We start from the raw sequence: 20989 nt of genomic DNA, 5'->3' as shown, positions 1-20989 counted from the left end.
AACAAGAGGAGGGTGGGGATGTCACGAAATCCGAGAGCCGAGTTCTTCGCTGGCCCGGGTGGGATGTGCTTGAGCATCGTGTTCTATGGGTGGACAGCAGCCAGTAGCGGCACTACCTCCTGGTTGAGGGTTGTCACGGCGCTCTTTCTGGTGGTCTGGGTGATGTTGCTCGCGAGGCACCTCTTGCGACGGGCCCGGCGGGCGGTCGTGGAATCCACGCTGACCAGCGGCAGGTCCGTCTTCCCCTGCCGGGCGGCCTCGGCGATCAGCCCTTCCAGCAGCGCGGTGAACACCCCCGCGTCCCGCCATACCCGGAAACGGCCGTAGACGGTGGGCCAGGGGCCGAACTCCTCGGGCATCTCCCGCCACTGAGCGCCGGACCGGAAGCGCCAGATCACTCCCTCGAACTGGTCACGCAGCTGACGTGCGGCCACCTCCATGACCTCGGGACCGATGCGCATCCCCGCGGCGTCGTGATGCGCGCCAGTTCGTCCCCGTCTTCCCGTCCACTCCGGCCGTGCGGGCACCCTTGTTTCCCCGGACACGGTCCCACGCCACCAACAGGAAGGCGGGATCGGCCACGAGGTTGAACAGATCGTCGAACCTGCGATGAGAATCATCATCAGCCCAACGGTGCAGCTTGGTCTGGATCTCAAGTACCCGGCGTTCGGCCTTCAGTAAGGCCCATTCCAGCTCGTCGGTATTCACCGACGACAACCTCCCGGCATTCCAGTGTCCTTACTGCTGACTTGCCGGCCCCCTTCCCCATGTGGCCGGCTCTGTCGGGTAGCTCCGGCGCGTTGCCGCGCCGGAGCCCCCTAAGAACCGGACGTGCCAGTCATCCCGGCATCCGGCTCAAGCAAGCCCTGAAGGCTCGCGGGCGAGCAGAGGTGCTCGGCCTGGTGCGATATCGGCAGGGCGCCGACGTCGGCAGGCTGTGTGCACGAAACGAAGGACCACGTTCGACGTGCCTTGGTCCGGAGCGAGAACGAGATATTGCTTCTTCACTGCCCTTCGGACCACCGCCATCCACTGTTCCCATTCAGCCGGGCTCTGCGGTTGGTGGTCGGCGTGCAGCAGAAAGCCCCGACACAATGGGCAGCGGCCGTCTTGCAGCGTCAGCAGCCGCAGTCCGAACGCGTCCAGCGGTAGGGGTTTCTCTTTGCGTCGCCGTTTGGCCCAGTACTCGGCCAGGGCTGGATCGTCCGGAGACGATGTGCCCGGGACCATCTGGTGTCGAACGATCTTCGTCCAGGAGAATTTCCGCAGGTGAGCGTCGGTCTCCCGGTCGCCGAATACCCAGCGGCTCTTACTGGACTTGCTGAACTGACCGAAGTACCGGTTAACGACCCAGTGCCTCGATTTGTTCTGGTGGCCGTGCTTGGCCCACTTGTAGGTGAGCTTCCACATGTAGTCATCCAGCGCGGTGAACGCCGCACTGGAGACCACCGTCCGGTAGTAGGCTGACCAGCCGCGCACGATCGGATCGATCTTGTGCAGCACCGCACTGACATTGGACCCTCGCAGGGCCCGCATCTCGGTGCGTAGCCGTTCCCGGATTCGTCTCAGAGCCGCCGGACTCGGTTTGATCAGCAACTTGCCGTCATAGCGGCGGACGTTGAATCCCAGAAAGTCGAAACCGGATTCAGCGTGGACGATTCGCGTCTTGCCCTCGTTGAACACCAGTCCTCTGGGCGCCAGCCACTCGGCGAGCTTCGCCTTGACCTGTTGGGCTTCGTCATGGCTGTGACACAGCGCAACAAGATCGTCGGCGTATCTGATCAAGGCCGGGGATCCTTCAACCGACTCGGCGGCGTTCGTGCCGATCTTGCGGTATCGAACTCCGGCGGCTTGTTCCATTCCGTGCAGGGCGATGTTCAGCAACAGAGGGCTGACGACGCCCCCTTGTGGGGTGCCTTCTTCTGTCGGGGCGAACCGGCCGCCGTCGACCACTCCGGCCTTCAGCCAGTGCTTGACCAGTTCCCTGGCGGGGAACGTGCCGAGCTGGGCGAGTAGGTGCTCGTGGTCGATACGGTCGAACGCCGCTTTCAGGTCCGCGTCCAGCACCCAAATTCGCTGGGAGTTCTTGCCCTTCAGCGTCAGATAGATGGCGGATATCGCGTCATGACAGCCGCGGCCGGGCCGGAAGCCGTACGACTTCGGCTCGAACCGCGCCTCCCACTCGGGTTCCAGCGCGTTGACTACCCGCGCTTGCAGTGCCCGGTCAGCGATGACCGGGATGCCGAGTGGGCGCTTCTTTCCGCCTGCTTTGGGATTGTGCACGCGCTTGACCGGCAGAGGAGTCCAGGTTTTCGAGCGATACTGCGCCCAGTCGACCAGTTTAGTTTTCGACTGAGGCAGCAACGCCGTTCGTCCGTCCACTCCGGCGGTTTTGCGCCCAGCGTTGATCCCTGTCACGCGCCGCACGCTCAGCAGCGTGTTGGCGCGGGAGCGGAGTATCAGTTTCTGCAAGTTGCGAACTCGTTTGAGGTCGCCTTCCCGCGATGCCGTGAAGATTCTCTGTCGCAGACGCCGTACTTCGTCCTCGACGGCACGCCAGTCAATATCGTGCCAGTCGGGGATATTGCCCTCCGGTCCGTTCGTCATCACGTCCGCGTCGGCTTTCACCTGCGTGTTCGTCATGACGTCCAACTTGTCCTTTGGTTCCGGTGTCATTCTCTTCGTCTCTCCACAGGCTCACCTGGCCTCCGTCAGCACCCTTTCGGGTCCGGGCATCAGCCCGTATCCGGCCGGTTATGCGAGACGACCAGCGGAGAGCCGGTCATGGTGTCTCGTTTTCCCGCTGCCTTTCGGCCGCCGGCATTGGCTTCTGAGGCCATCCTGCGCCCGCTGGAGAATCGGGCCTTCCTTGCGGTCGGCTTGCCGAAGACGCCAGGCGTCTTCGGACTCCAACGGGGTTGTCACGTTCCGCACGAGTGAGGTGCGGCCGGGTCGGGTGCCCCCTATACCCCGAGGACGGCGGTGTTCTCCCGACCGGCTTAGAGTCTTCCGGTCGGCGCCTGCCGCTTCTCAACGGCCAGTCCTTGACCCTGCTGCAACGACCCATCTGCGGGGCTTCCGATCACGAGGCATCACCAGGGGTTCACGTTGTTCACCCTGTCGGCCTTCCCCGTGGCCTGTAACTCCCGGATGGAACGGGAGCCCTTGGGCCTGGAAACCTGAGCTTCGCACCCCGCTGTTACCAGCAACGCACGTCAGGCTGGGGACAGATCCTCGAACACTGACCAGGTTCAACCAGTGGATGCAACACCGGCTTATTTCATCGATAGTAGATGGTCGTTGAGGGCCTCGGCGGGCGTCTTCCAACCGAGGCTCTTCCGGGGCCGGCTGTTGAGCGTGGCAGCGACCGCCTCGATATCCTCAGCCGCCCATCGAGAAAGGTCAGTTCCCTTCGGGAAGTATTGGCGCAACAGGCCGTTCGTGTTCTCGTTGGTGCCGCGCTGCCAGGGGCTGTGCGGGTCGGCGAAGTAGACCGGGATGCCGGTCTCGATCGTGAACTGGGCGTGTGCCGACAGCTCCTTGCCGCGGTCCCAGGTCAGCGACCGCCATAGTTGCCCGGGCAGGGTGCCGACCGTTGCTGCCAGCGCGTTCTTCATCGTCACCGCTCCGTAGCCGGCCAGCGGCGGCCCGTTCTTGGTGCGGGGAACCGTGCCGTAGCCGTCCTCGCGGGGAAGGTGGACGAGCACCGTGAACCGGGTGGTGCGCTCGACCAGCGTGCCGATCGCCGACCTCTCCAGTCCGATCAGAAGATCGCCCTCCCAGTGTCCCGGAACGGCCCGGTCGTCGGCTTCGGCCGACCGTTCACTGATCAACACCTCGGGCGTGACGTGGGCCCACGACGTCCGCTTGGACCGAGCTCGGGGCACCCGCAGGGCCCTGCCGGTGCGCAGGCAGGCGACGAGCTCGCGCTTGAGCGTTCCCCGGCCTTCGATGAACAGGGCCTGATAGATCGCCTCGTGGCTGATACGCATGGACTCATCATCGGGAAAGTCGACCTTCAGCCGGTTCGCGATCTGCTCCGGACTCCACGCCATGACCCACCGGCGGTCGCCGCGGTGCGGCTTGTTCCTTCCCTTCCACCGCGGCCCCTCTGGCCCCATCATCGTCCCGTCGGGGCGGCTGACCTGGCCGGAAAGCCTTTCCTGTACGTAGTCGCGCAACCGGTCGTTGGCCGCCAGTTTCGCGGTTTTCGGGCGCCGGGCCACCAGATCGGCCTTCCACTGGGCGACCGAAGCCCTGTAGTCCAGCCAGCCGCCACGAGTCGCGGCGTTGCGCCTCAGTTCCCGGGACACCGTCGAAGGATCACGGCCAAGACGTCGCGCGGTCTCCCGGACCCCGATGCCCTGCGCTTTCAGGATCGCGATCTCTTCCCGCTCGTGAAAGGACAGGTACCGGCCGGACTGCGGAGCAAGATCCATTGGTGGCATGCCGCCACCGTGGCGGAACCATCTTCCCCCCGCCGCTCGGGATACGCCGACCGAAGCTGCCGCCTCCTCCGGGAGCAGTCCCTTCGCGATCTCCCGCCAGAACTGACGTTCCGCTTCCCGCCGTAGCGCCGGCGCACCTGGTGACTTCATCGGCGAACGCCCGGTCAACGCTGCCATCCACCCTGCTGGCCTGCCCATCAACACCTCCGAGGACGAGGTGTTGCAACGACCGGTTGAATCCGCCCTGATCCGTAACTACACCTTCGGCATCAGCCGAACCTCCTTCGATGAAGCTCACTCAACTCGTGCGACTTTCGTGTCGCACCCCGGCCTCGGAGTACTACGGAGCCTCCGTCCTGCCCGACGGCCATCAGCCGGCGATGGGCCTGCCCTCCACCGGACTGGATGTCCGGCCTGGGACGACCGCGGGCAGTTCCCACGTTCACCACGAAATCGATCGACGGGTGAGGTGCCCAGCTCTACCCCGGCAGCATCGCCACGCTTACGCCGCAGGCTTTCGGGTAGATCCGGCTTCGGAGTCGATCGCCAACTGTCGGCGATCGTGCACTGCATCCGGCCCGCATCCGCCAGGTTCGAGCCGGTGTCGTAATTACGGGGCGTCAAGCACTGATTTCTCGCGTACACCTTCCCGTCTCGCTAGCCGGACCCGGGCTGTCTGGCAGTGCCAACCCGTCCCGACGTTGTCGGGGCTGCTTACCGCCCGGCTCGGCATCCCCCGGGCCGAACTGCCCCCAGCTTCAACCGGATTGCTGCGACAACCCGGCGGTGAAGGTCTCTCACCTCACTCGATTCCATGGCGCCTCGTGGCGCACCCACCCGCTACGACAAGAGCCCCGAGAGCTACGACGCGGGCCTTCACCTCCGGGCCTCCATGATCTGGATCAACCCTCGCATGGACGACCCGCTGATCACGACCTCACACACGCCCTGGCACCCGTGCCCACGCGCGCCGAGAACGAGAACGCGTGGTCACGGCACTCGGCGGCGGCGCCACACCGCATGAGTTCTTGTACGCGGCCACAGTTGGGAGCCTGGCTGTCGGAAAAAGGTTCTCCGGCACACCGAACCTCCCCCGGGCATTGCGCATCTTCAGGTGCGTAGGCGCGCACTGACTTCGCGCGCCGATTCGTATTCGAGGGGAACCCGAAACTTCATGAAGAGCAAGCTGACCGCCGTGGCCCTTGCGGCCGTCGTCGTCGCCGGCACTGCCGCTACCGCCATCCCGGCCTCGGCCGCCCCCGCCAAGGCCGAGCCGACCCGCTGCCACACCGCCGACCTGAAGGCCGGCTTCGCCATGGGGGATGATGCGAAGCCGGAGATGGAGCAGACCAAGAAGCAGACCCAGGCGTATATCTGGTTCACCAACCAGAGCAAGCGCACCTGCACCCTGTCCGGCTTCGCCGGTGTCGACATGATCGGCGCTCAGAAGACCGACGGCACCTGGTCGCTGGCGCGCTCCTCCAAGAAGCCCGAAAAGATGATCCTGAAGCAGGGGGACACGGTGGACTTCAGCATCAACCTGCTCCCGGTGGCCAAGTCCACGCCGCAGAAGGAGAAGTTCGTTCCGGCGAAGTTCCTGGTCACCCCGCCGAACGAGACGGAGTACTTCACCCTGAAGTGGCCGTTTGGCGGCCAGATCCTCAAGCAGGACGGCGCCACCCGCCCGGCCACCTACCTCAACCCGGTCGGGCTGTAGCCAACTGGACAGCCTCTGAGCTTCCCTTCAGCGTCGCTGGTGGCCACCGCAGGACTCCCGGAATGAGTTGAAGCCTCCGGGTGGTGCGGTGGCCACGTCTGACACGCAGCACGCCCGGCCTTCTCCCCGGGGCCTGGAGGTTGTGTTTCCGGCACCAGATCTCCTGAGGCTCCGCGTCAGGACGGGGCGAGGACGCAGAACTCGTGGCCCTCCGGGTCGGCCAGGCACGTCCACGGGACGTCGCCCTGGCCGAGGTCGATGTCGGTGGCGCCGAGGGCCCGCAGCCGGGCCACCTCCGCCTCTTTGTCGTCACCGGGGTACGGCAGCAGGTCAAGGTGGACGCGGTCTGGCACGGTCGTCGCGTCGGGCGTGCGGAGGAACTCGAGATACGGGCCGGCACCCTTGGCGGAGCGCAGCACCGCATGATCGTCGGTGACCTCGTGCAGGGTCCAGTCCATCGCCTCGCCCCAGAACCGGGCCATGGCCCGCGGATCCGCGCAGTCGACCACCACCGCGGCGATCGGCCCGGTGTCCCGGTAGATCTCCCGAGGCTCCAGCACGCAGAACTCGTTGCCCTCCGGGTCGGCGAGGACCGTCCACGGCACGTCGCCCTGGCCCACCTGGGCGGGCGTCGCACCGAGAGCCTGGAGGCGCGCGACCAACTCCGCCTGATGGGCCGCAGAGGTGGTGGCGAGATCGAGGTGCACACGGTTCTTTGTTGTCGTCTTGGGTTCCGGGACGGTAACGACGTCGACGCAGACGGCGACCGGGTCCGGCCAAACGAAGCCGCCGACGGGTCCAACGTAGGTGGTCACGCCGGGCCTGTAAGCACTCCAGCCGAGCGCCTCCGCCCAGAACCGGCCGACCGCCGAGACATCAAGAGCCTTTATGTTCACCTGAACAGGTCGCAGTGCCATGCCGGCGATCCTATGCGTCCGCTCTGCAACGACATCCGCACCGTCGCCAAACAGAGATCAACCCGCTCACCAGCCGCAATGCGCAGCTCGCCAACTGGAGCGCTCAGCCCCGCCAGGTGAACCGTCGCCCAGGACGCGGCCGGGTAGGCGGTGTTCACCCGGGGTGAGGATGGCCTGGGTCACTTGCGGCTCTCCCCAACGGTCGGCCTGCGACTACCCCTGTACGCCACCGCCCGCAGCGCGGCCGACTTGCTGGCTGACCCCAAGCGCTTCACCATCCGCAGCTGCCCCAGTTCGGACTGCGGCCGGATCTTCCTCGATGCCAGCGGCCGCTCCCGCTGGTGCGGCCTGGCCACCTGCGGCACGCGTCCCCGACCGACGGCCCAGCCGTACTGACCGCGAGAGCCCCCAGCCTCCCCGCGTTTGGGTGAGGTCGTCACGCGGGTCCATGACGAGCGTGACCGCGGGTGGGTTCGGGCAGGTCAGTGTCATCGGACCCTCATGGCCGCCGCTCCACTGGAATGCGCTGTCGGGCGGATGGGCCCGGACCGTCGGCGACAATGCACCCCCACTGCTCGGCGAAAGCACCCCAGAGCGTGCGCAGCCGCTTCTCTTCGCGCCCCACCTCGGCAACGACCCCGCCCGGCTCAAGGCCCAGGGCGTGCAGCGAACCGACGTCCGCCGCACCCCAGGTGCGTATGTCATCGGCCAGCACCTCGGGGTGGAACTGAACACCCCACACAGCCGTGCCGATCCGGTACGCCTGGTGGGTGCAGCGCTCGCTGGTGAGCAGCGGAACGGCGCCCTCGGGCAGGGTGGCCGTCTCCTCCCAGTGCCACTGCACTGCGCGCAACCAGCTGCCCTGGTCCACGAGTGGCGCGAACAGCGGGTCTACGGAAGCCGCTTGATGGGATATCAGGTCATTGAGTCCGACCTCGGGCAGGGCGGCGTGCCGGACCTCGCCCCCGCAGGCCACCGTCAGCAGTTCCATGCCCAGACAGATCCCCAGCGTGGGGAGGTCCCGGGTTACGGCCTGCCGCAGCAGTTTCCGCACCTTTGGCAGCCAAGGCGCCTGCTCCTCGTCGTACGGGCCCATGGATCCGCCGAGGACCAGCAGCCCGTCGTATGCGTCCAGGGTGCCGGGCAGCGTGTCGCCCGCCCAGGGGCGACAGAGATCGATCACCAGGCCCTGTTCGGCGAGGCGTTCACCGAACTGGGCCGGGCCCGTGCCGTCCTCGTGCTCCACGACGAGCACCCGCGCGCCGCTCACAGCCGCCCCGCCTCGACGATGCGGCGCAGGAAGGCGCGGGTACGCTCCTGCTGAGGGTCGCCGAAGATCTGCTCCGGTGGCCCCTCCTCCAGCAGTACGCCCTGATGAAGAAAGCACACCTTGTTCGAAACCTCCCGGGCGAAGCCCATCTCATGGGTGGCCAGCAGCATGGTCATGCCGCCCTCGGCCAGTTCGCGGACGATGGCCAGTACTTCGGCGACGAGTTCGGGGTCGAGGGCCGAGGTGATCTCGTCGAGCAGCAGTGCGCGGGGGCCTGTGGCCAGGGCACGTACGATGGCCACCCGCTGCTGCTGACCGCCGGAGAGCCGGTCGGGCATGCTGTCGGCCTTGTCGGCCAGGCCGACCCGCGCGAGCAGGGCGCGAGCCTGCTCCTCGGCCTCGGCGCGCGGTATCCCGCGTACCTGCATCGGCGCGAGGGCGACATTGCGCACCACGCTCATGTGCGGAAACAGATTGAAGTGCTGGAAGACCATCCCGACATCGCGTCGCAGCCGGTCCACATCGGTGCCGCGGCCGGAGGCGACATCACCGCCGACCCGGATCTCGCCTCCGCTGATCTCCTCCAGGCCGTTGATGCAGCGCAGCAGGGTGGACTTGCCGCTGCCGGAGGCGCCGATCAGGGTCACCACCTGGTGCTGGGCCACGGTCAGGTCGATGCCGCGGAGCACGGGGGTCTCCCCGTAGCTCTTGTGCACCCCGTCGATCTCGATGAAGGCCATGTCAGGCTCCCTTGCCGCGGCGCTGCTCACGTGCCACCAGCCGGTCCACCAACCGGGCCTGCGGGATCGTGATGAGGATGAAGAGCGCCGCGACCACGGTCACCGAGGACAGGTTGAAGTGGTTGGACGCGAAGATCTTCGACTGGTTGAAGGCGTCGATGGTGCCGATGACATTCACCAGCGCGGTGTCCTTCTGCAGGCTGATGAAGTCGTTGAGCAGCGGCGGTACGACGCGGCGGGTGGCCTGTGGCAGCACCACATGGCGCAGCGTGGCGCTGTGCGAGAGGCCGAGTGAACGGGCCGCCGCGCTCTGGCCGGGCGCGATGGACTCGATGCCGGCCCGGAACACTTCGGCGACGTACGCGCCGTAGGTGAGGGTGAGTGCGAGGATCGCGAACCACACCGGGCTGAGCGAGCTGAGCACCGGCACCTCGGCGAGCGGCAGTCCGAAGCCGATCAGATAGATGACGATGATCGCCGGTACGGCGCGGAAGCCGTCGATGTACGCCGTGGCGAGCAGTCGCAGCGGGCGGCCGGTACGCCCCGGCGCCATCCGGGCGAGAGCGAGGGCCAGTCCCCAGACGAGGATCAGGATCTGCGCGGCGACGGCGATGAAGAGGTTGGTGCCGAACGCGGAGGCAATCTCCCGCAGGCTGATTCCGATCACTTCGGCGTCGAGGAAAGTGCGCTGCACGGCACGGTCATTGGCGAACAGGAACCAGACCGCGCCGAGCAGGACGAGCGCGGCCAGACACCAGCCCAGTACGGTCCGGGCGTCCTCGCGGCCCTCGGACGCGGCCCGCCGGGCGTCGGCCCGCCGGTCCTCGGACCAGGCCGTGGCGGCCGCGCGGCCCGAGCGCACCGCCCGCAGCGCGGGCCTCAGCAGGGTGAGCACGGCGACGGCCACGAGGACCGCACCGCCGGCGACCGGCAGGCCGGAGCCGGGCAGGACCTTGCTCACGGACTGGGCAGTGGCGGCGGTCAGTGTCAGGGTGACCAGGACGGCCGCCACCGCGGCGGCCGCGAGCGGCAGCGTCGGCCGGGGCGGGGTGGCCTTCGGCGGCTCGGTCCGCTCGGTCTTCAGCACAGTCAACAGATCGGAGTGCACGCTCACTTGGCGCTCCATACCGGGATCGCCGCCGGGTCCCCGCCGAAGGCCTCGGCCAGGTAGGTGGAGGAGAGCTTGTCGAGCGTGCCGTCCTTCTTCATCGCGTCGATGGCCCCGTCGAGGGCGGCGGAGTTCTTGCCGCCCTTGGGGTACAGCGCTCCGTACGACTCGCCGGTGTCGTACTGCCCGATCACCTTGAGCTTGCCCTTGGACTCCTGGGCCTTGCCGAGCACGATGGCGACATCGGTGAGCGCGGCGTCGATCTGGCCCGCCTGGAGCGCGGCCTGCAGCTCGACGTCGCCCGCGAACACCTTCGGCCGGCTCTTCGGGTGGATGCGGTCGCGGACGAAGTCGGCGCCCGTAGTGCCCTGTTTCACGCCGAGCCGCTGGCCCCCGATGTTGTCCTTGGTCACCTTGGACCCGGACTTGACCAGCACGCCGATGTCGGAGGAGAAGTACGGCGATGAGAAGTCCACCACCTTGCGGCGGGCGTCGGTGATGGAGATCTCCGCGAGCGCCATGTCGAAGTCCTGGGTCTTGCCCGCGACGAGCGCGTCGAAAGACACATTGCGCACGGTGAGCTTGGACAGGCCGGCCCGGTAGGCGAGATTCGCGGCCATGCAGTACTCGTAGCCGCTGTCGATCTGACGCACGGTGTCGCCGTTCCACCAGCCGGGGCTGGGAAGGTCACCGACCACGGTGAGAGTGCCGTTCTCGACGGTCTTGAGGTGAATCGAGCCGCGGGCACCGGTCACCTTGCACGTGCCGTAGGTGCGGGACCCCTTGGCGTCGGTGGTGTGGGTGGTGGAGTCATCGCTGCCGACTGCGGAACCGCCGCAGGACGTGAGGGCGGCGAGCAACACGGCGGTGAGTGCGGGCAAGGCAAACGTACGGACGCTACGCATGGAGCTCCTAGAGGAGAGGTGCCGGGAAGCGGTGGCGCTACACTGCCCAAAACGTTTTTGTACGTCAAGACCTCGAGGTCAGCGAAAGAAAAACGTTTTGGGGTTCGAGGGTGCGGACAGGCCGTTCTCTGGCACTCTTGAGGCCGCCGCGCGTTGGAGCTCGGTGGATGACACGGAAGGGCGACCAAAGCATGACCAGCCGGAAATCGACACGGGCCGGGGAGGTCGGCCGGCGGATCGGCATCCGCGATGTGGCGCGGGCCACCGGCCTGTCCATCACCACCGTGTCCCACGCCCTCCACGGCAAGGGGCAGGTCGCCCCGGCCACCCGCGAGCGCGTCCGCCGCGCCGCCGAGGAACTCGGCTACCGCCCCGACCCCGTGGCCCGCGGACTCGTGTCCGGACGCACCGGCATCCTCGGACTGGCCGTGGGCCACATGTCGGACCGCCCGTGGGCCGGCACCTACCGCCCGTACTATGCGGCGTTCTCCGCCGGCGCCACCATGACCGCCGTCGAGCGGGACTACGCCCTCGTCGTCGTCCCGAGCGATCCGGCCTCCGGGCTGTGGGCCCGCGTCCCCATGGACGGCCTCATCATCGTCGACCCGGTACGGGAGGACCCGCTGCTCGCGGACTGCGCGCGCCGCCGCATGCCGGTGGTCACCGACGGCCGCCCCATCGATCCGGGATACGAGGATGTACCCACAGTGGAGAGCGACTTGGAGCATGGCATGGCCGAAGTCCTCGACCACCTGCGGGACTCCGGCGCCACCCGGGTCGGTCTCCTCTCGGGCCCGGAACCCGACGCGTACACCCAGGATTCCGAGCGCCTCTATCGCGAGTGGTGCGCCGCGGCCGGCCGGCCGATGCTCGTCGAGACACCGGCTGCCTCCGAGGATCCGGTGGAGGCGGCGCTACGACTTCTGTCCGGCCCCGACCGCCCGGACGCGGTCCACGGCCTCAACGAGACATACGGCCAGGCCCTGGTGATCGCGGCCCGGCGGCTGAACCTGCACATCCCCGACGACTTGATGGTCAGTGTGATGCGCGAGAGCGACCAGTCCTGTGGCACTGAGGACTGGGATGTACCGCTGACCGCCCTGAGCCTGGACGCGCGACGCCTGGGCGCCGAATCCGTGACGATGCTGATCGATGTCCTGGGCGGAAAGGCACCGCGTCATGTGATGGTGCCGTGCACCGTCGTGGTCCGGAGGTCCACACTCCGTGCGTGAACGGTGCCGGGCCCGCGCATGGCGCAGAGCAGGTTCCGTTGATGCGGGGTCAGAAGCGGCAGCCCCTGGTCCTTCGGCGTAACGCGATCCTCACCGCCATCGTCGATGCCGGTACTGGAGGCAAGACCGAAGCGGCACTGCACGCGGCCAGCGCCGACGGCCGCGGAGACGGCCGTCGAAGAGGAGATCCCCACGGCACGGCAGGCGCCCCCAGGGCGTTCACCGACCCCCGACTTTGCGCGGCCATCGTCGACCTGTGGGGCTCGAAAAGTCGTCGTTGCAGGTCACGCCGCGTATCGATACTCGTTGATGATGCCGCCGAGGACCCTGGTGCGGAGCAGGCTTCGGTCGTCGAGGTCGTGCACGATTGCGGCCTGCTCGGTCGCGCTGGGCGGTAGCTGTTGCCAAAATCGGTGCGGTCGGAGTCCGTTGTAGTGGTCCTGGTAGTCAGTCAGGACATTCCTGGCGTGGTTCTCGCCCAGGGTCAGGACGTGGTCGAGGGCCTCGCGGCGGATGGTTCCGATCACGCGTTCGCAATGCGCGTTCATGCGCGGTGCCCGGGGCACGCTGAGCAGCACCTCCGTGTCCTCGGCGGTGAAGACGGCATCGAAGGCGTCGGTGTACTTGCTGTCGCGGTCGCGTAGCAGGAACCGTGGCCCGGCGCCCCGCTCGCCGAGGTCGGCAGCGATGTTCCGGGCCTGTTGTACCGCCCACTGCGCGGTGGGGTGCGTGGTCACCCCGATGATGTGCAGTCTCCGGGTGCCGTGCTCGATGAACGCCATCGCGTACAGTCGCTTGCCCCGGGCCGTGTCGATAGGGAAGAAGTCCGCGGCGAGGATCCCCTGAGCCTGCGCCGTGAGGAAGTCGCGCCAGGTGGGGCCGGAGCGGCGCGGGGCCGGGTCGATGCCTGCTGCGTGCAGGATCTCCCAGACCGTGGAGGCCGCGATGGGGTGCCCGAGTCGGGCCAGTTCGCCCTGGATGCGGCGGTGGCCCCAGCGGGGATTTTCATGGGCCAGGCGCAGCACGAGACTCTTGAGTGCGGCCGCCGCCGTCGGCCATCCGGTGCGGGGGCCGCGGGCGGAGAGCAGGGCCCGGCCGGTCTCCGGGCACACGCGGGCGCGGCCGCAGGGCGTACCCGCGTCATTCCATCCGCAGCCGCTGCACCCAGCCGCAGCCAGGTGCAGCGGTTGAGATGGTCAGACCCGCGGTGTCTCCGCACCAGGTGCGTGTGCTGCCGGTTCGGCCTTCTGCGCCCGGAGTTCCCTGACCTCAGCCTGAAGGTCGGTGAGTTGCCGGTGAAGTGCCTGAATCGCCACGATCGCAACGCCGTTGGCATCGGTGCAGCAGATCGTCTTGTCGTCGGCTCCCAGGCCGAGGTGGGCTCGCCAGTCCTGTGCCATCGGCCCCAGGTGACGCACTTCGTCGCCCTCCCACCGGTAGCGCCATGTGCTCACTGGCAGGCGGACCACTCGGGCAAGGACGTCGAACCCGTTCACGCCGTCACCCGCCTCGGCGACTGTTTCCCCGGAGGCTGTGGACGTCATTCCGGCGGGATTGGGTGTGTCGGGGTGCAGGCGCGCCCGGTAGGCCCGAATGCCTGCGGTCCGGGCGCGGTGGAGGCGTTCGGTCAGCGATCCCATCGCACCGGGCTCACGCTGGTCTTTACGGCCCGGTCGGAGAACAGCAGACTGCCCAGCGGGACAAACTGAGCGGAGGCCCCGGGGTCGTCGCCGACGGGGGCGGCGCTCTGCTCCACCGCCCGCACCTGCGCGGGCTCCGCGGCCTCGGTAGCCGAGGCCGCGCCCAGGCACACCGACACAGCGGCGATCGCAGCGGAGGACACTGCGGCAAGTCGGGTAGCTGCGGTAAGAGACATGAAGCACGCTCCGGATTAGTCAGAGATCAGATCAAGCAGCCAACGACACCGCCCCCCGTCGGTCACGAGCTGCACGACCAGACGTTGACCAGACCCGGCCGACGAAGCGCCCCAGCACCAGGAAACCGCAGCGGCCAAGCCCTCGGAACCTACCGACGGGTTACTTGCCCCCGGTGTCCGAGCTGGGACTACCAGGCCGGTCCGAGGGAAAGCAGGCGGCACGAGAACAGGCCGCGACCCACGGGTCAATGGGCTGGATGCGGTGGGCGACAGCGGCCCGGTAGCGAGCCCGAGTCAGTCCAGGCGGTCGTACGCACCAGGCTGCCAGTCGGCGAACAGCGTCAGCGCTTCTTCGGTCTCGATGCGTTCCGGCGTGGTGGCGGTGGCTGGCCACCAGTTCTCAACCTGATGAGCATCCACGAGCACGCCTTCGCGGTACCCGTCGAAATCACCGGGGTCCTCCGCCACACCGATATGGATCGGTGCGTCATCGGGAAGGTCCTTCAGCGCGTCGCGAAGCTGCGCAGCGTTCCAGATCTTCGGGGCGTGCTCATAGATGTCGGTCATGGGCACAGGTTGCCGGACCGGGTTGCCTTGGTGGTGGAGACACGGCTGTACCCCGGGCCAGAGCGCTGATCCGGGGTACAGAGGGCCGGGGTGAAGAACTGATCACCGGCGGTGAACTGAACCCAGCCGGTGGGCACGGTACCGGGCGGCCGCGCGGTCAACCCGTGCTGGGGAGGTCCCAGTCGTCGGGGAGGTTGAACAGGCGCTGCGCCCGCCGTTCGTTCTCCTGCCGGAGCGCGGTCGTCCAGGGCCAGGGGTCTTCGGGTTGAAGGTAGGGGCAGACCATGCGGTGCGCGATCCGGCACCGGGTGCCTGGGAGGGGTTCGGCGTCCCACAGGTTCATGGCGGCCCCGTCCGAGGTGATGATCCAGCGCCGGCGCGGGGCGACGGTGTGGGCGGGGACGATGATGCGGGGTTCGAGGAGCACCCAGTGGCCTTCGTAGTGGGTGGCGTAGCGGTCTTGGCGGAGGTCGCAGAACGGGCAGTCGGGTAGGGCGGGCGGTCGTGGGGCGGTGGCGCCTTCGAGGAGGGCGTGGAACGCGTTATCGGTGTTGTCCTGGCCTGGTGTGGTGTTTCCGGTATCCCCCATGATGTTCAGGGTCCGGACGGGCCGTCAGGGCGGGTAGGGCGCGATCCAGCCGTGCCGGGTGGGGAAAAACCGTTCGGGTGCGCTCCCAGACGCCACACGGGGCAACAACGGCGTCATGTGCTTGCCGGGGCGGTGGCCTGAAGGGATGACCCTGTCTCGAGCGCACGCCTGCAGGTCAGGCGGGCGACAGGCCGCTGGTGTCCAGGTCCAGGTTGAACGGGTCCGGCAGACGCAGCACCACACCAAATGGGTGGGGGCCGTCGACGCGGGTGTAGCCCAGGTGGCCGGGCTCGGAGAACAGGGTGACGCTGCCTTCGATCCGGTCGACAAAGAGGTGGAGCGGGGCCCGGTACTCGGCGTACCGGCGCCGCGACAACTGTTCTGCTGATGATCTCGTCGTCCGGAATCGGTAGGCGCGTGTGCCCGGGCGAGTCGAAGAGGATTTCGAGGCTGACGACGAAGGTCGTCAACCCGCCGAAGTAGGGGGGTGCGTAGGCGCCGGGGGCGCCCCGTCCCGCTGAGGGTTCTGTCGAGGACCGCGAGCGTGTACCCGGCACGGATGCGCGACAACAGCCGCCGTCCCGGCCTGCTGGGCGGCACGCTCGGCCTGTCGCTCGACTGCCTTTGCGATACCCGGGTCCAGCCGCTGTGCGGGTGTAACGGCCTGGTGGGCGGCGAGCTTGTGGACAGGGTTCGCGGTTGCCCACTGCCCGCTGTCTGCCCGCCGCGATGAAGGGTGCTCTGGTGATTTCTGAGCCGGGCTAACGGACGGGCCGGACGGGTTCGGTGGGGGACGGGGCAGCCCGAGTGCTCGTCAGGTGGTGTCGGCGCCTCGTGGTCGACAGAGGCCTTCCGGCCAGCAAAGCTACGGGGGAAGCATGACGTCTGAGGAGCTTGTGTTCGATCACGACCAGGTACGCATACACGGATTCGAGCTGCACGAGGGGACTCCGCTCGACGTGCGCGCGGGGTGATCCTGGGGATGCCACAGGACGTCAAGGACGGGTTCCGTATCGCCGCGGTGCCCTTCAGCCGCTTCAAGCATGCCCATGACGGCTCAGGTGACGATGTTCCTGAGCTGCTGACTCGATTGCGTTCCACAGACGCCGACGTGTCCGGGCAGGCACTGGGAGAACTCTGGGACGGCCTGGTTCACCAGGGCACGGTCGGCTCCGTCGCCCCGCTGACCGTGCCGTTCCTTCTGCGCGTCGCTGCCGACCCGTCAGCGCATCACCGTTCGAGCATAATCCGTCTTGCCACCGCGGTGGCAAGACAGCAGCACTGGGGGTACGGCACTCGCGACACCTTCCTCCAAGTGGCCACGCAGCAGTGGACATGCGACTGCAGCGGCTACGCGATGAACTGGTCCATCGAGGCATCACGCAATGCCGTCACCGCCGACGCCGACCTGCTCCTCCCACATCTCCACGACCCGGACCCCGACGTCCGCACCTCCGCCTGCTACGCCCTGGCCACCGCCTCGGGCAAGGCCCGCCGCATCACAGAAGCCCTCCGTGCCCGCCTGGCCGCCGAACAGATCCCCGCGGTCCGCGCGAGCCTCGTCCTGGCCATCGCGGAACTCGCTTTCGAGAACGCCGACCTCCGCGCCGCCGCATGGGCTCGTACCCTCTGGCCTGATCCCGCACGGCCCGCAGATGTCCGCGTGCCCGCCGTGCTCGCCTGGCTCTGCCTTGTGGACGCCCCTGTCCCGGACGAGCTGCGCACGATGCTCGACGCCCTCGTCACCGATGACCTGGCCGACGTCCTCGACGGTGTCCCCTGGATCGCGCACGTCGACGAGAAGGGCCTCGTCCGCACTATCGACCAGATGCTGAACAACGCGAAACCGGGCGTCATCGACCCCTGGGACGACGACCCTGGGCCCGATGCCCGATGCGGTCATTGACCTTCTGTGCACGATCGAGCGCCTGGCGGAAGCCGTCCGCCGCCACGTCGCGGGTTTTCACCGGTGTCTCGGGCACGGCTGTGAACGTCGCCGGAGCGGTGTCCGCCGCGCGGTGCTCCGGGGCAGGCGTCGCGCCGACGGCCAGCACCCGGGCGGTGCGGACCGCCTGCGTGCCGACCTCGTCGTTTGCGGCGGCGACGATCCGCGCGCCGATCAGGCGCAGCTGCGTGGCGTACGCGAATGAGTCCGGGCGCAGACTCCGCAGCGGTGCCGGCTCGCGCCGCCAGGGGGCACCCTCGACGCCGACCAGTGGCGCCAGGCCGGCTGGATCGTCCGAGCCCCGGGATGGGTCTGAGTCCCTGGCTTTCCTCACGGGCCCGCCCAGGCAAAGCACCTGGTCACGGGCCCTTGAGCCCTTTCCGGCAGAAAGGGGCACATCTTCCCAACGGGTCAGCAGGAGCGGACGCGCCTCGCGAATGGCATCCGATCGGCGGAACGACGCACGGTGGCCGCAGGCTGACGACGGCACTGGGCGCGGATCGCCTTGATCGGGGACAACGCATCGTCCAGCACCGTCTCCGCATCGGGGAACGCCTTGGCACCGAGCGCGCGCATCGCGCGGGTCTGCCACTCAACCGCCTCCGCGATGGCCGGGGCCGACCGACGGCCGCATGCGCTATAGTCGATCTTGGAAGTTCGCCGCAACTCACGGCGACTGACGCTGCGTTGGTGGTCCAAGGAAAGACGCCCCGCTTCCTGTGGGGAAATGCAGGTGCAAGGCCTGCCCAGCGCTCACTCACGAAGCCCTTCCCCCGCCGGGGAAGGGCTTCTTCACGTTCCCCCCGTGCCCTGGAGAACTTCCGCGCGGCCTTCACCCACGAGGCCCCCACAACAGCGACCGCGAGGCGCGCGGCGCCGTGATCTACCAGGTCCGACAGGCCTGGGCCCACCTCGCCCTCGGCGACATCAACGCCGCTCTCGATCTGGGGCACCATGTCATCGACACGATCGGCGGTGTCGACTCCGCCTGCACCACCAGCGCACCCCTGCCGTGGCCGACTTCCTCGCCTACGCAGCCTGATCCCACCTGTCCGGTGCGCCGGGCCTGGGCTCGTACTCGGCGCGGTCGCCCGGACCGTCGGCGTCGATCTCCGTGATCAGCATCGCTCCCGTCTCACGTTCCTCGTCCGTCCAACCGGTCACGTCCAGGAGCAGCGCGTCTACCACGTCACCGACGATTCCGTCCGGTAGGCACCGGGGCAGGTGAGACCACCCCGGTGCCGACAGCCCACCTCTGCCGCGGTGGCAGCGCGTCTCAGCGGACCGTCACGTTGAAGACCGGCGAGGCCGTGGTGCCGCTGACGATGCGCAGGTCGTTCTTGCCCTTCAGCCCGAGCTTGACGCCGAGCGAGTAGGAGCCGTCCCGCGAGATGCTCGTGGACGCGGGCAGGCTGACCCACTTGCCGTGCTGCTTCTGTTGAAGGGTCACCTTGCTGCCCGCCTTGAGACCGGTGGTCTGGCCCGTGACCCGAAACAGCTGCCAGGCGCGGACGGAGGACACCGACGGCTTAGCCGTGATGCCGGCCTTGGCAGGCACGGCCTTCTGCGCAACGACGACCGGGGTTGCGGTGTGCGCGGCCGGGGGTGCCGCCACCGCGGTGCCCATAAGGGCGAGGGAGGCCGCGCCGAGGACACCGACGACGGCAATGCGCAGGGAGCGCCGCTTTGAGACCATCACAGATCTGCCCCTTTCTATGCTGAGAACAGCTTTTCGCGCCAAAGGGCACCTACGTGCCGATTGGCGTAGTCACTAGAAACGACGGCACAGCGGAGGCAGACGTTCATCGGGACTCTGTCGCTGTCTTGTAACAGCCGAGCGAGGCCGGGGCGATGGCGCTTGGAACAGCTCTCGACGGTGTCGGGTTCACCGAGCAACGTGAACTCCTCACTGCCGTCGGCGTAGCGGATGTCGGCGTTGCCGGTGACGTGGTCCAGGTCGAAGGCGCCGGCCGGCAGGCCGTGCCGGACGGATACCGTGTTGTAGGAGTCGACGGCCGGGTTGATACGCGGCAGGGTGCCCTTCTTCGTGAGGCGGCGGCCGAGTGCGTCGACGCTGGGGCGGATACGGCGGGGGGTCGGTGCCGAAGGACCGGTAGGCGGTGTGCCAGGCCTCGATGCGGGAGTCGGTCTCGATGGTTGTCTGGTGCCGCATCAGGCAACGTTCGCCCTGTCGACCACGGCACGTAGGCGTTCGTCGTTGGCATGGCGGTTTCGCCAGATGATGTAGCGGCGGATCACGCTGCCCTGCTCCTTGTGGCTGGCGTGGTCGGTACCGTCGAGGGTGAAGTAGCGCAGGGCGGTGAACTGGGCTTCGATGCGGTTGAGCCAGGAGCTATTGGTGGGGGTGCAGGCGATCTCGACGTTGTTCGCCGCCGCCCAGGTGCCGACCCGCTGGCACTTCTTCGTAGTCAGGTGCGGGAAGAAGTTGTCACAGACGATCGCGATACGGACCTCGGGCGGGTAGAGGCTGCGCAGGTAGCGGCAGAACGCCAGGAACTGGGTGCGCTTCTTGACCAGCTTGATGTGGCCGTAGAGCTTGTCCTTGGCCAGGTCCAGGGCGGCGAACAGATGCCGGACCCCGTGCGGGCAGGTGTAGGTCGCCCGCCGCCTGCGGCGTGGTTCGCGGTCGGGGTCCTTGTACCTGCCGCCGCGTTCGGCCCACTGCCGGCCCGGGTGGGGCATCAGCGGGCGGCCGCCCTTGTACTTGGGATACAGGGAGCCGAAGCCGTCGGTGTCGAAGTTGTGGATCACGTCCCGGACCCGGTCATTGCTGGTGAACGTCACTTCGGCGATCTTCGCCACCGGCATGCCCTGGGCGGACAGCAGCACCATCTGGGCCCGCCGCCAGGTCACCACCGACCCGGTGCCCCGGCGGATGATCCGCAGCAGCCGTCTGCCTTCGTCATCGTCGATCTCGCGTACGCGTACTCGTTCTGCCACCCGGACAGGGTGACGGTCACGCACCGCCTGGCAAGGCACCGAGACGGCACGTCACATCACAACAGGGCAAACGTTGCCTACAGCATTAGGAAGGCGGACGAGGCGCCGTGATCGCGGCCAAGCGCCCCCGAGGGAACTAGGGCTTGTGGTCCGGCACTGACTCGGGCAGTGCTGCGTACCAGCCCTGGACGGCCAGCCAGAATCCGGCCAGCACTATGGCGACGAGCGCGGCGCGGCCTGCGTACCCGGCAACGGACGGCCCGATCATCCATCGCCGGGGCAGCAACCACGTTGACAAAGCGGCTACCACTCCGACGAGAACGGTCAGCGGAAGCTCCGCGTACAGCACGCTCCAGTCCGGCCCTGCTTCGAATCCGGCGCGCGCCCGGAGTTCGGCATCCGCGGCCCATCCGAGCAGCCCTACGAATCCACCGGCCAAGGCCACCCCGGTACCGCTCAGTGCTTCAACGCGTTCCCTCATGATCACTGGAGACGCCGGCTACTCCGTGGGAGTTCCCGGAGAACCGCACAATTCTCCGTCGCGAGGCAGGAAGGCCCCCGGTCTGGTCAACCCCGAACATCCCCACTGCGCTGATGCTCCAGGCAAATGAAGCATGCAGTTCGGCGAAAAACGCTTCAATCCCGTGACGAGGCCGCCCCCGGTGAGCCAGACCGAGGCGTTCAAGGCCGTCGACCAATACAGCCGTTGTCGCC

At 67.8% G+C, this 20989-nt stretch carries 20 protein-coding genes and 5 pseudogenes; 5 read left to right on the top strand and 20 right to left on the bottom strand.

Annotated features, from left to right (window positions below; genetic code table 11):
• Window positions 1–197: 197 nt before the first annotated feature.
• From OG953_RS41700 to OG953_RS41685, 4 genes and pseudogenes are all read right to left on the bottom strand, one after another.
• Window positions 198–422: pseudogene (locus OG953_RS41700) on the bottom strand (transposase); the annotation flags it as partial.
• A 67-nt stretch (window positions 423–489) separates the two neighbouring features.
• A pseudogene (locus OG953_RS41695) lies at window positions 490–708 on the bottom strand (group II intron reverse transcriptase/maturase); the annotation flags it as partial.
• A gap of 147 nt (window positions 709–855) precedes the next feature.
• Entirely contained in the window at window positions 856–2643 is a 1788-nt protein-coding gene (gene ltrA, locus OG953_RS41690; protein ID WP_405691177.1) for a group II intron reverse transcriptase/maturase, read from the bottom strand.
• A 632-nt stretch (window positions 2644–3275) separates the two neighbouring features.
• A complete protein-coding gene (locus OG953_RS41685; protein WP_405691175.1) occupies window positions 3276–4625 on the bottom strand; it encodes an IS30 family transposase in 1350 nt (449 codons plus the stop codon).
• A gap of 997 nt (window positions 4626–5622) precedes the next feature.
• Here OG953_RS41685 and OG953_RS41680 point away from each other — a divergent pair.
• Entirely contained in the window at window positions 5623–6165 is a 543-nt protein-coding gene (locus OG953_RS41680; RefSeq protein ID WP_405691173.1) for a DUF4232 domain-containing protein, read from the top strand.
• Window positions 6166–6341: 176 nt separating this feature from the next.
• Here the strand turns inward: OG953_RS41680 and OG953_RS41675 are convergent, their stop codons facing one another.
• A complete protein-coding gene (locus tag OG953_RS41675) occupies window positions 6342–7082 on the bottom strand; it encodes a VOC family protein (RefSeq protein ID WP_405691171.1) in 741 nt (246 codons plus the stop codon).
• 183 nt (window positions 7083–7265) lie between these two features.
• Here OG953_RS41675 and OG953_RS41670 point away from each other — a divergent pair, with 183 nt between their 5' ends.
• Window positions 7266–7478 carry a CGNR zinc finger domain-containing protein gene (locus OG953_RS41670; protein ID WP_405691169.1) on the top strand — a complete coding sequence of 71 codons (213 nt, stop codon included), beginning with the start codon at window positions 7266–7268 and terminating at the stop codon, window positions 7476–7478.
• A 103-nt stretch (window positions 7479–7581) separates the two neighbouring features.
• Here OG953_RS41670 and OG953_RS41665 read toward each other — a convergent pair whose 3' ends face one another.
• The 4 genes from OG953_RS41665 to OG953_RS41650 are packed head-to-tail and all read right to left on the bottom strand — an operon-like array spanning window position 7582 to window position 11105.
• On the bottom strand, window positions 7582–8352 hold the full coding sequence (locus OG953_RS41665; RefSeq protein ID WP_405691167.1) for a type 1 glutamine amidotransferase: 771 nt from the start codon (window positions 8350–8352) through the stop codon (window positions 7582–7584).
• Window positions 8349–9092 (bottom strand): amino acid ABC transporter ATP-binding protein, encoded by a 744-nt coding sequence (locus OG953_RS41660; RefSeq protein ID WP_405691165.1) that lies wholly within the window; start codon window positions 9090–9092, stop codon window positions 8349–8351. The genes OG953_RS41665 and OG953_RS41660 overlap by 4 nt, the downstream gene beginning before the upstream one ends.
• 1 nt (window position 9093) lies before the next feature.
• Window positions 9094–10206, bottom strand: coding sequence for an amino acid ABC transporter permease (locus OG953_RS41655; RefSeq protein ID WP_405691163.1), 1113 nt, complete (start codon window positions 10204–10206; stop codon window positions 9094–9096).
• On the bottom strand, window positions 10203–11105 hold the full coding sequence (locus OG953_RS41650; protein WP_405691161.1) for an ABC transporter substrate-binding protein: 903 nt from the start codon (window positions 11103–11105) through the stop codon (window positions 10203–10205). Before OG953_RS41650 ends, OG953_RS41655 begins: the two co-directional genes overlap by 4 nt.
• A gap of 191 nt (window positions 11106–11296) precedes the next feature.
• On the opposite strand from OG953_RS41650, the gene OG953_RS41645 reads away from it, so the two are divergent.
• Complete coding sequence (locus tag OG953_RS41645) at window positions 11297–12337, top strand: LacI family DNA-binding transcriptional regulator (protein WP_405691159.1); 1041 nt, start codon at window positions 11297–11299, stop codon at window positions 12335–12337.
• 284 nt (window positions 12338–12621) lie between these two features.
• Here the strand turns inward: OG953_RS41645 and OG953_RS41640 are convergent.
• The 6 genes and pseudogenes from OG953_RS41640 to OG953_RS41615 form a co-directional block, all read right to left on the bottom strand.
• Window positions 12622–13419 (bottom strand): annotated as a pseudogene (locus tag OG953_RS41640) (integrase core domain-containing protein); the annotation flags it as partial.
• A gap of 114 nt (window positions 13420–13533) precedes the next feature.
• Window positions 13534–13977 (bottom strand): tail fiber domain-containing protein, encoded by a 444-nt coding sequence (locus OG953_RS41635; protein WP_405691156.1) that lies wholly within the window; start codon window positions 13975–13977, stop codon window positions 13534–13536.
• Window positions 13965–14213, bottom strand: coding sequence for a hypothetical protein (locus OG953_RS41630; RefSeq protein WP_405691154.1), 249 nt, complete (start codon window positions 14211–14213; stop codon window positions 13965–13967). The genes OG953_RS41635 and OG953_RS41630 overlap by 13 nt, the downstream gene beginning before the upstream one ends.
• A 294-nt stretch (window positions 14214–14507) precedes the next feature.
• Window positions 14508–14780, bottom strand: a complete 273-nt coding sequence (locus OG953_RS41625; RefSeq protein ID WP_405691153.1) for a DUF6225 family protein — start codon at window positions 14778–14780, stop codon at window positions 14508–14510.
• A 157-nt stretch (window positions 14781–14937) separates the two neighbouring features.
• The gene (locus tag OG953_RS41620) at window positions 14938–15369 is read right to left on the bottom strand and encodes a DUF6083 domain-containing protein (RefSeq protein ID WP_405691151.1); all 432 of its coding nucleotides are present in this window, start codon (window positions 15367–15369) and stop codon (window positions 14938–14940) included.
• 175 nt (window positions 15370–15544) lie between these two features.
• Window positions 15545–15769, bottom strand: a pseudogene (locus OG953_RS41615) (Uma2 family endonuclease); the annotation flags it as partial.
• A 582-nt stretch (window positions 15770–16351) separates the two neighbouring features.
• On the opposite strand from OG953_RS41615, the gene OG953_RS41610 reads away from it, so the two are divergent.
• Window positions 16352–17275 (top strand): hypothetical protein, encoded by a 924-nt coding sequence (locus tag OG953_RS41610; RefSeq protein ID WP_405691149.1) that lies wholly within the window; start codon window positions 16352–16354, stop codon window positions 17273–17275.
• Window positions 17256–17519, top strand: a complete 264-nt coding sequence (locus OG953_RS41605; RefSeq protein WP_405691148.1) for a hypothetical protein — start codon at window positions 17256–17258, stop codon at window positions 17517–17519. Before OG953_RS41610 ends, OG953_RS41605 begins: the two co-directional genes overlap by 20 nt.
• A gap of 824 nt (window positions 17520–18343) precedes the next feature.
• Here OG953_RS41605 and OG953_RS41600 read toward each other — a convergent pair.
• The 5 genes and pseudogenes from OG953_RS41600 to OG953_RS41580 all read right to left on the bottom strand — a co-directional run bounded on the left by OG953_RS41600 (window position 18344) and on the right by OG953_RS41580 (window position 20756).
• Entirely contained in the window at window positions 18344–18502 is a 159-nt protein-coding gene (locus OG953_RS41600; protein ID WP_405691147.1) for a hypothetical protein, read from the bottom strand.
• Between the two features lie 88 nt (window positions 18503–18590).
• Complete coding sequence (locus OG953_RS41595) at window positions 18591–19010, bottom strand: hypothetical protein (protein WP_405691145.1); 420 nt, start codon at window positions 19008–19010, stop codon at window positions 18591–18593.
• A gap of 170 nt (window positions 19011–19180) precedes the next feature.
• Window positions 19181–19466: pseudogene (locus OG953_RS41590) on the bottom strand (phenylalanine--tRNA ligase beta subunit-related protein); the annotation flags it as partial.
• Between the two features lie 20 nt (window positions 19467–19486).
• Window positions 19487–20275: a helix-turn-helix domain-containing protein gene (locus OG953_RS41585; RefSeq protein WP_405691143.1), complete on the bottom strand. Its 789-nt coding sequence runs from the start codon at window positions 20273–20275 to the stop codon at window positions 19487–19489.
• 136 nt (window positions 20276–20411) lie between these two features.
• Complete coding sequence (locus OG953_RS41580; protein WP_405691141.1) at window positions 20412–20756, bottom strand: hypothetical protein; 345 nt, start codon at window positions 20754–20756, stop codon at window positions 20412–20414.
• Window positions 20757–20989 lie beyond the last annotated feature (233 nt).

This window comes from Streptomyces sp. NBC_00057, from assembly GCF_045041165.1.
Taxonomy (GTDB): domain Bacteria; phylum Actinomycetota; class Actinomycetes; order Streptomycetales; family Streptomycetaceae; genus Streptomyces.
Note: the sequence above shows the minus strand (reverse complement) of the source record. Positions and strands in the feature narration are given on the sequence as shown.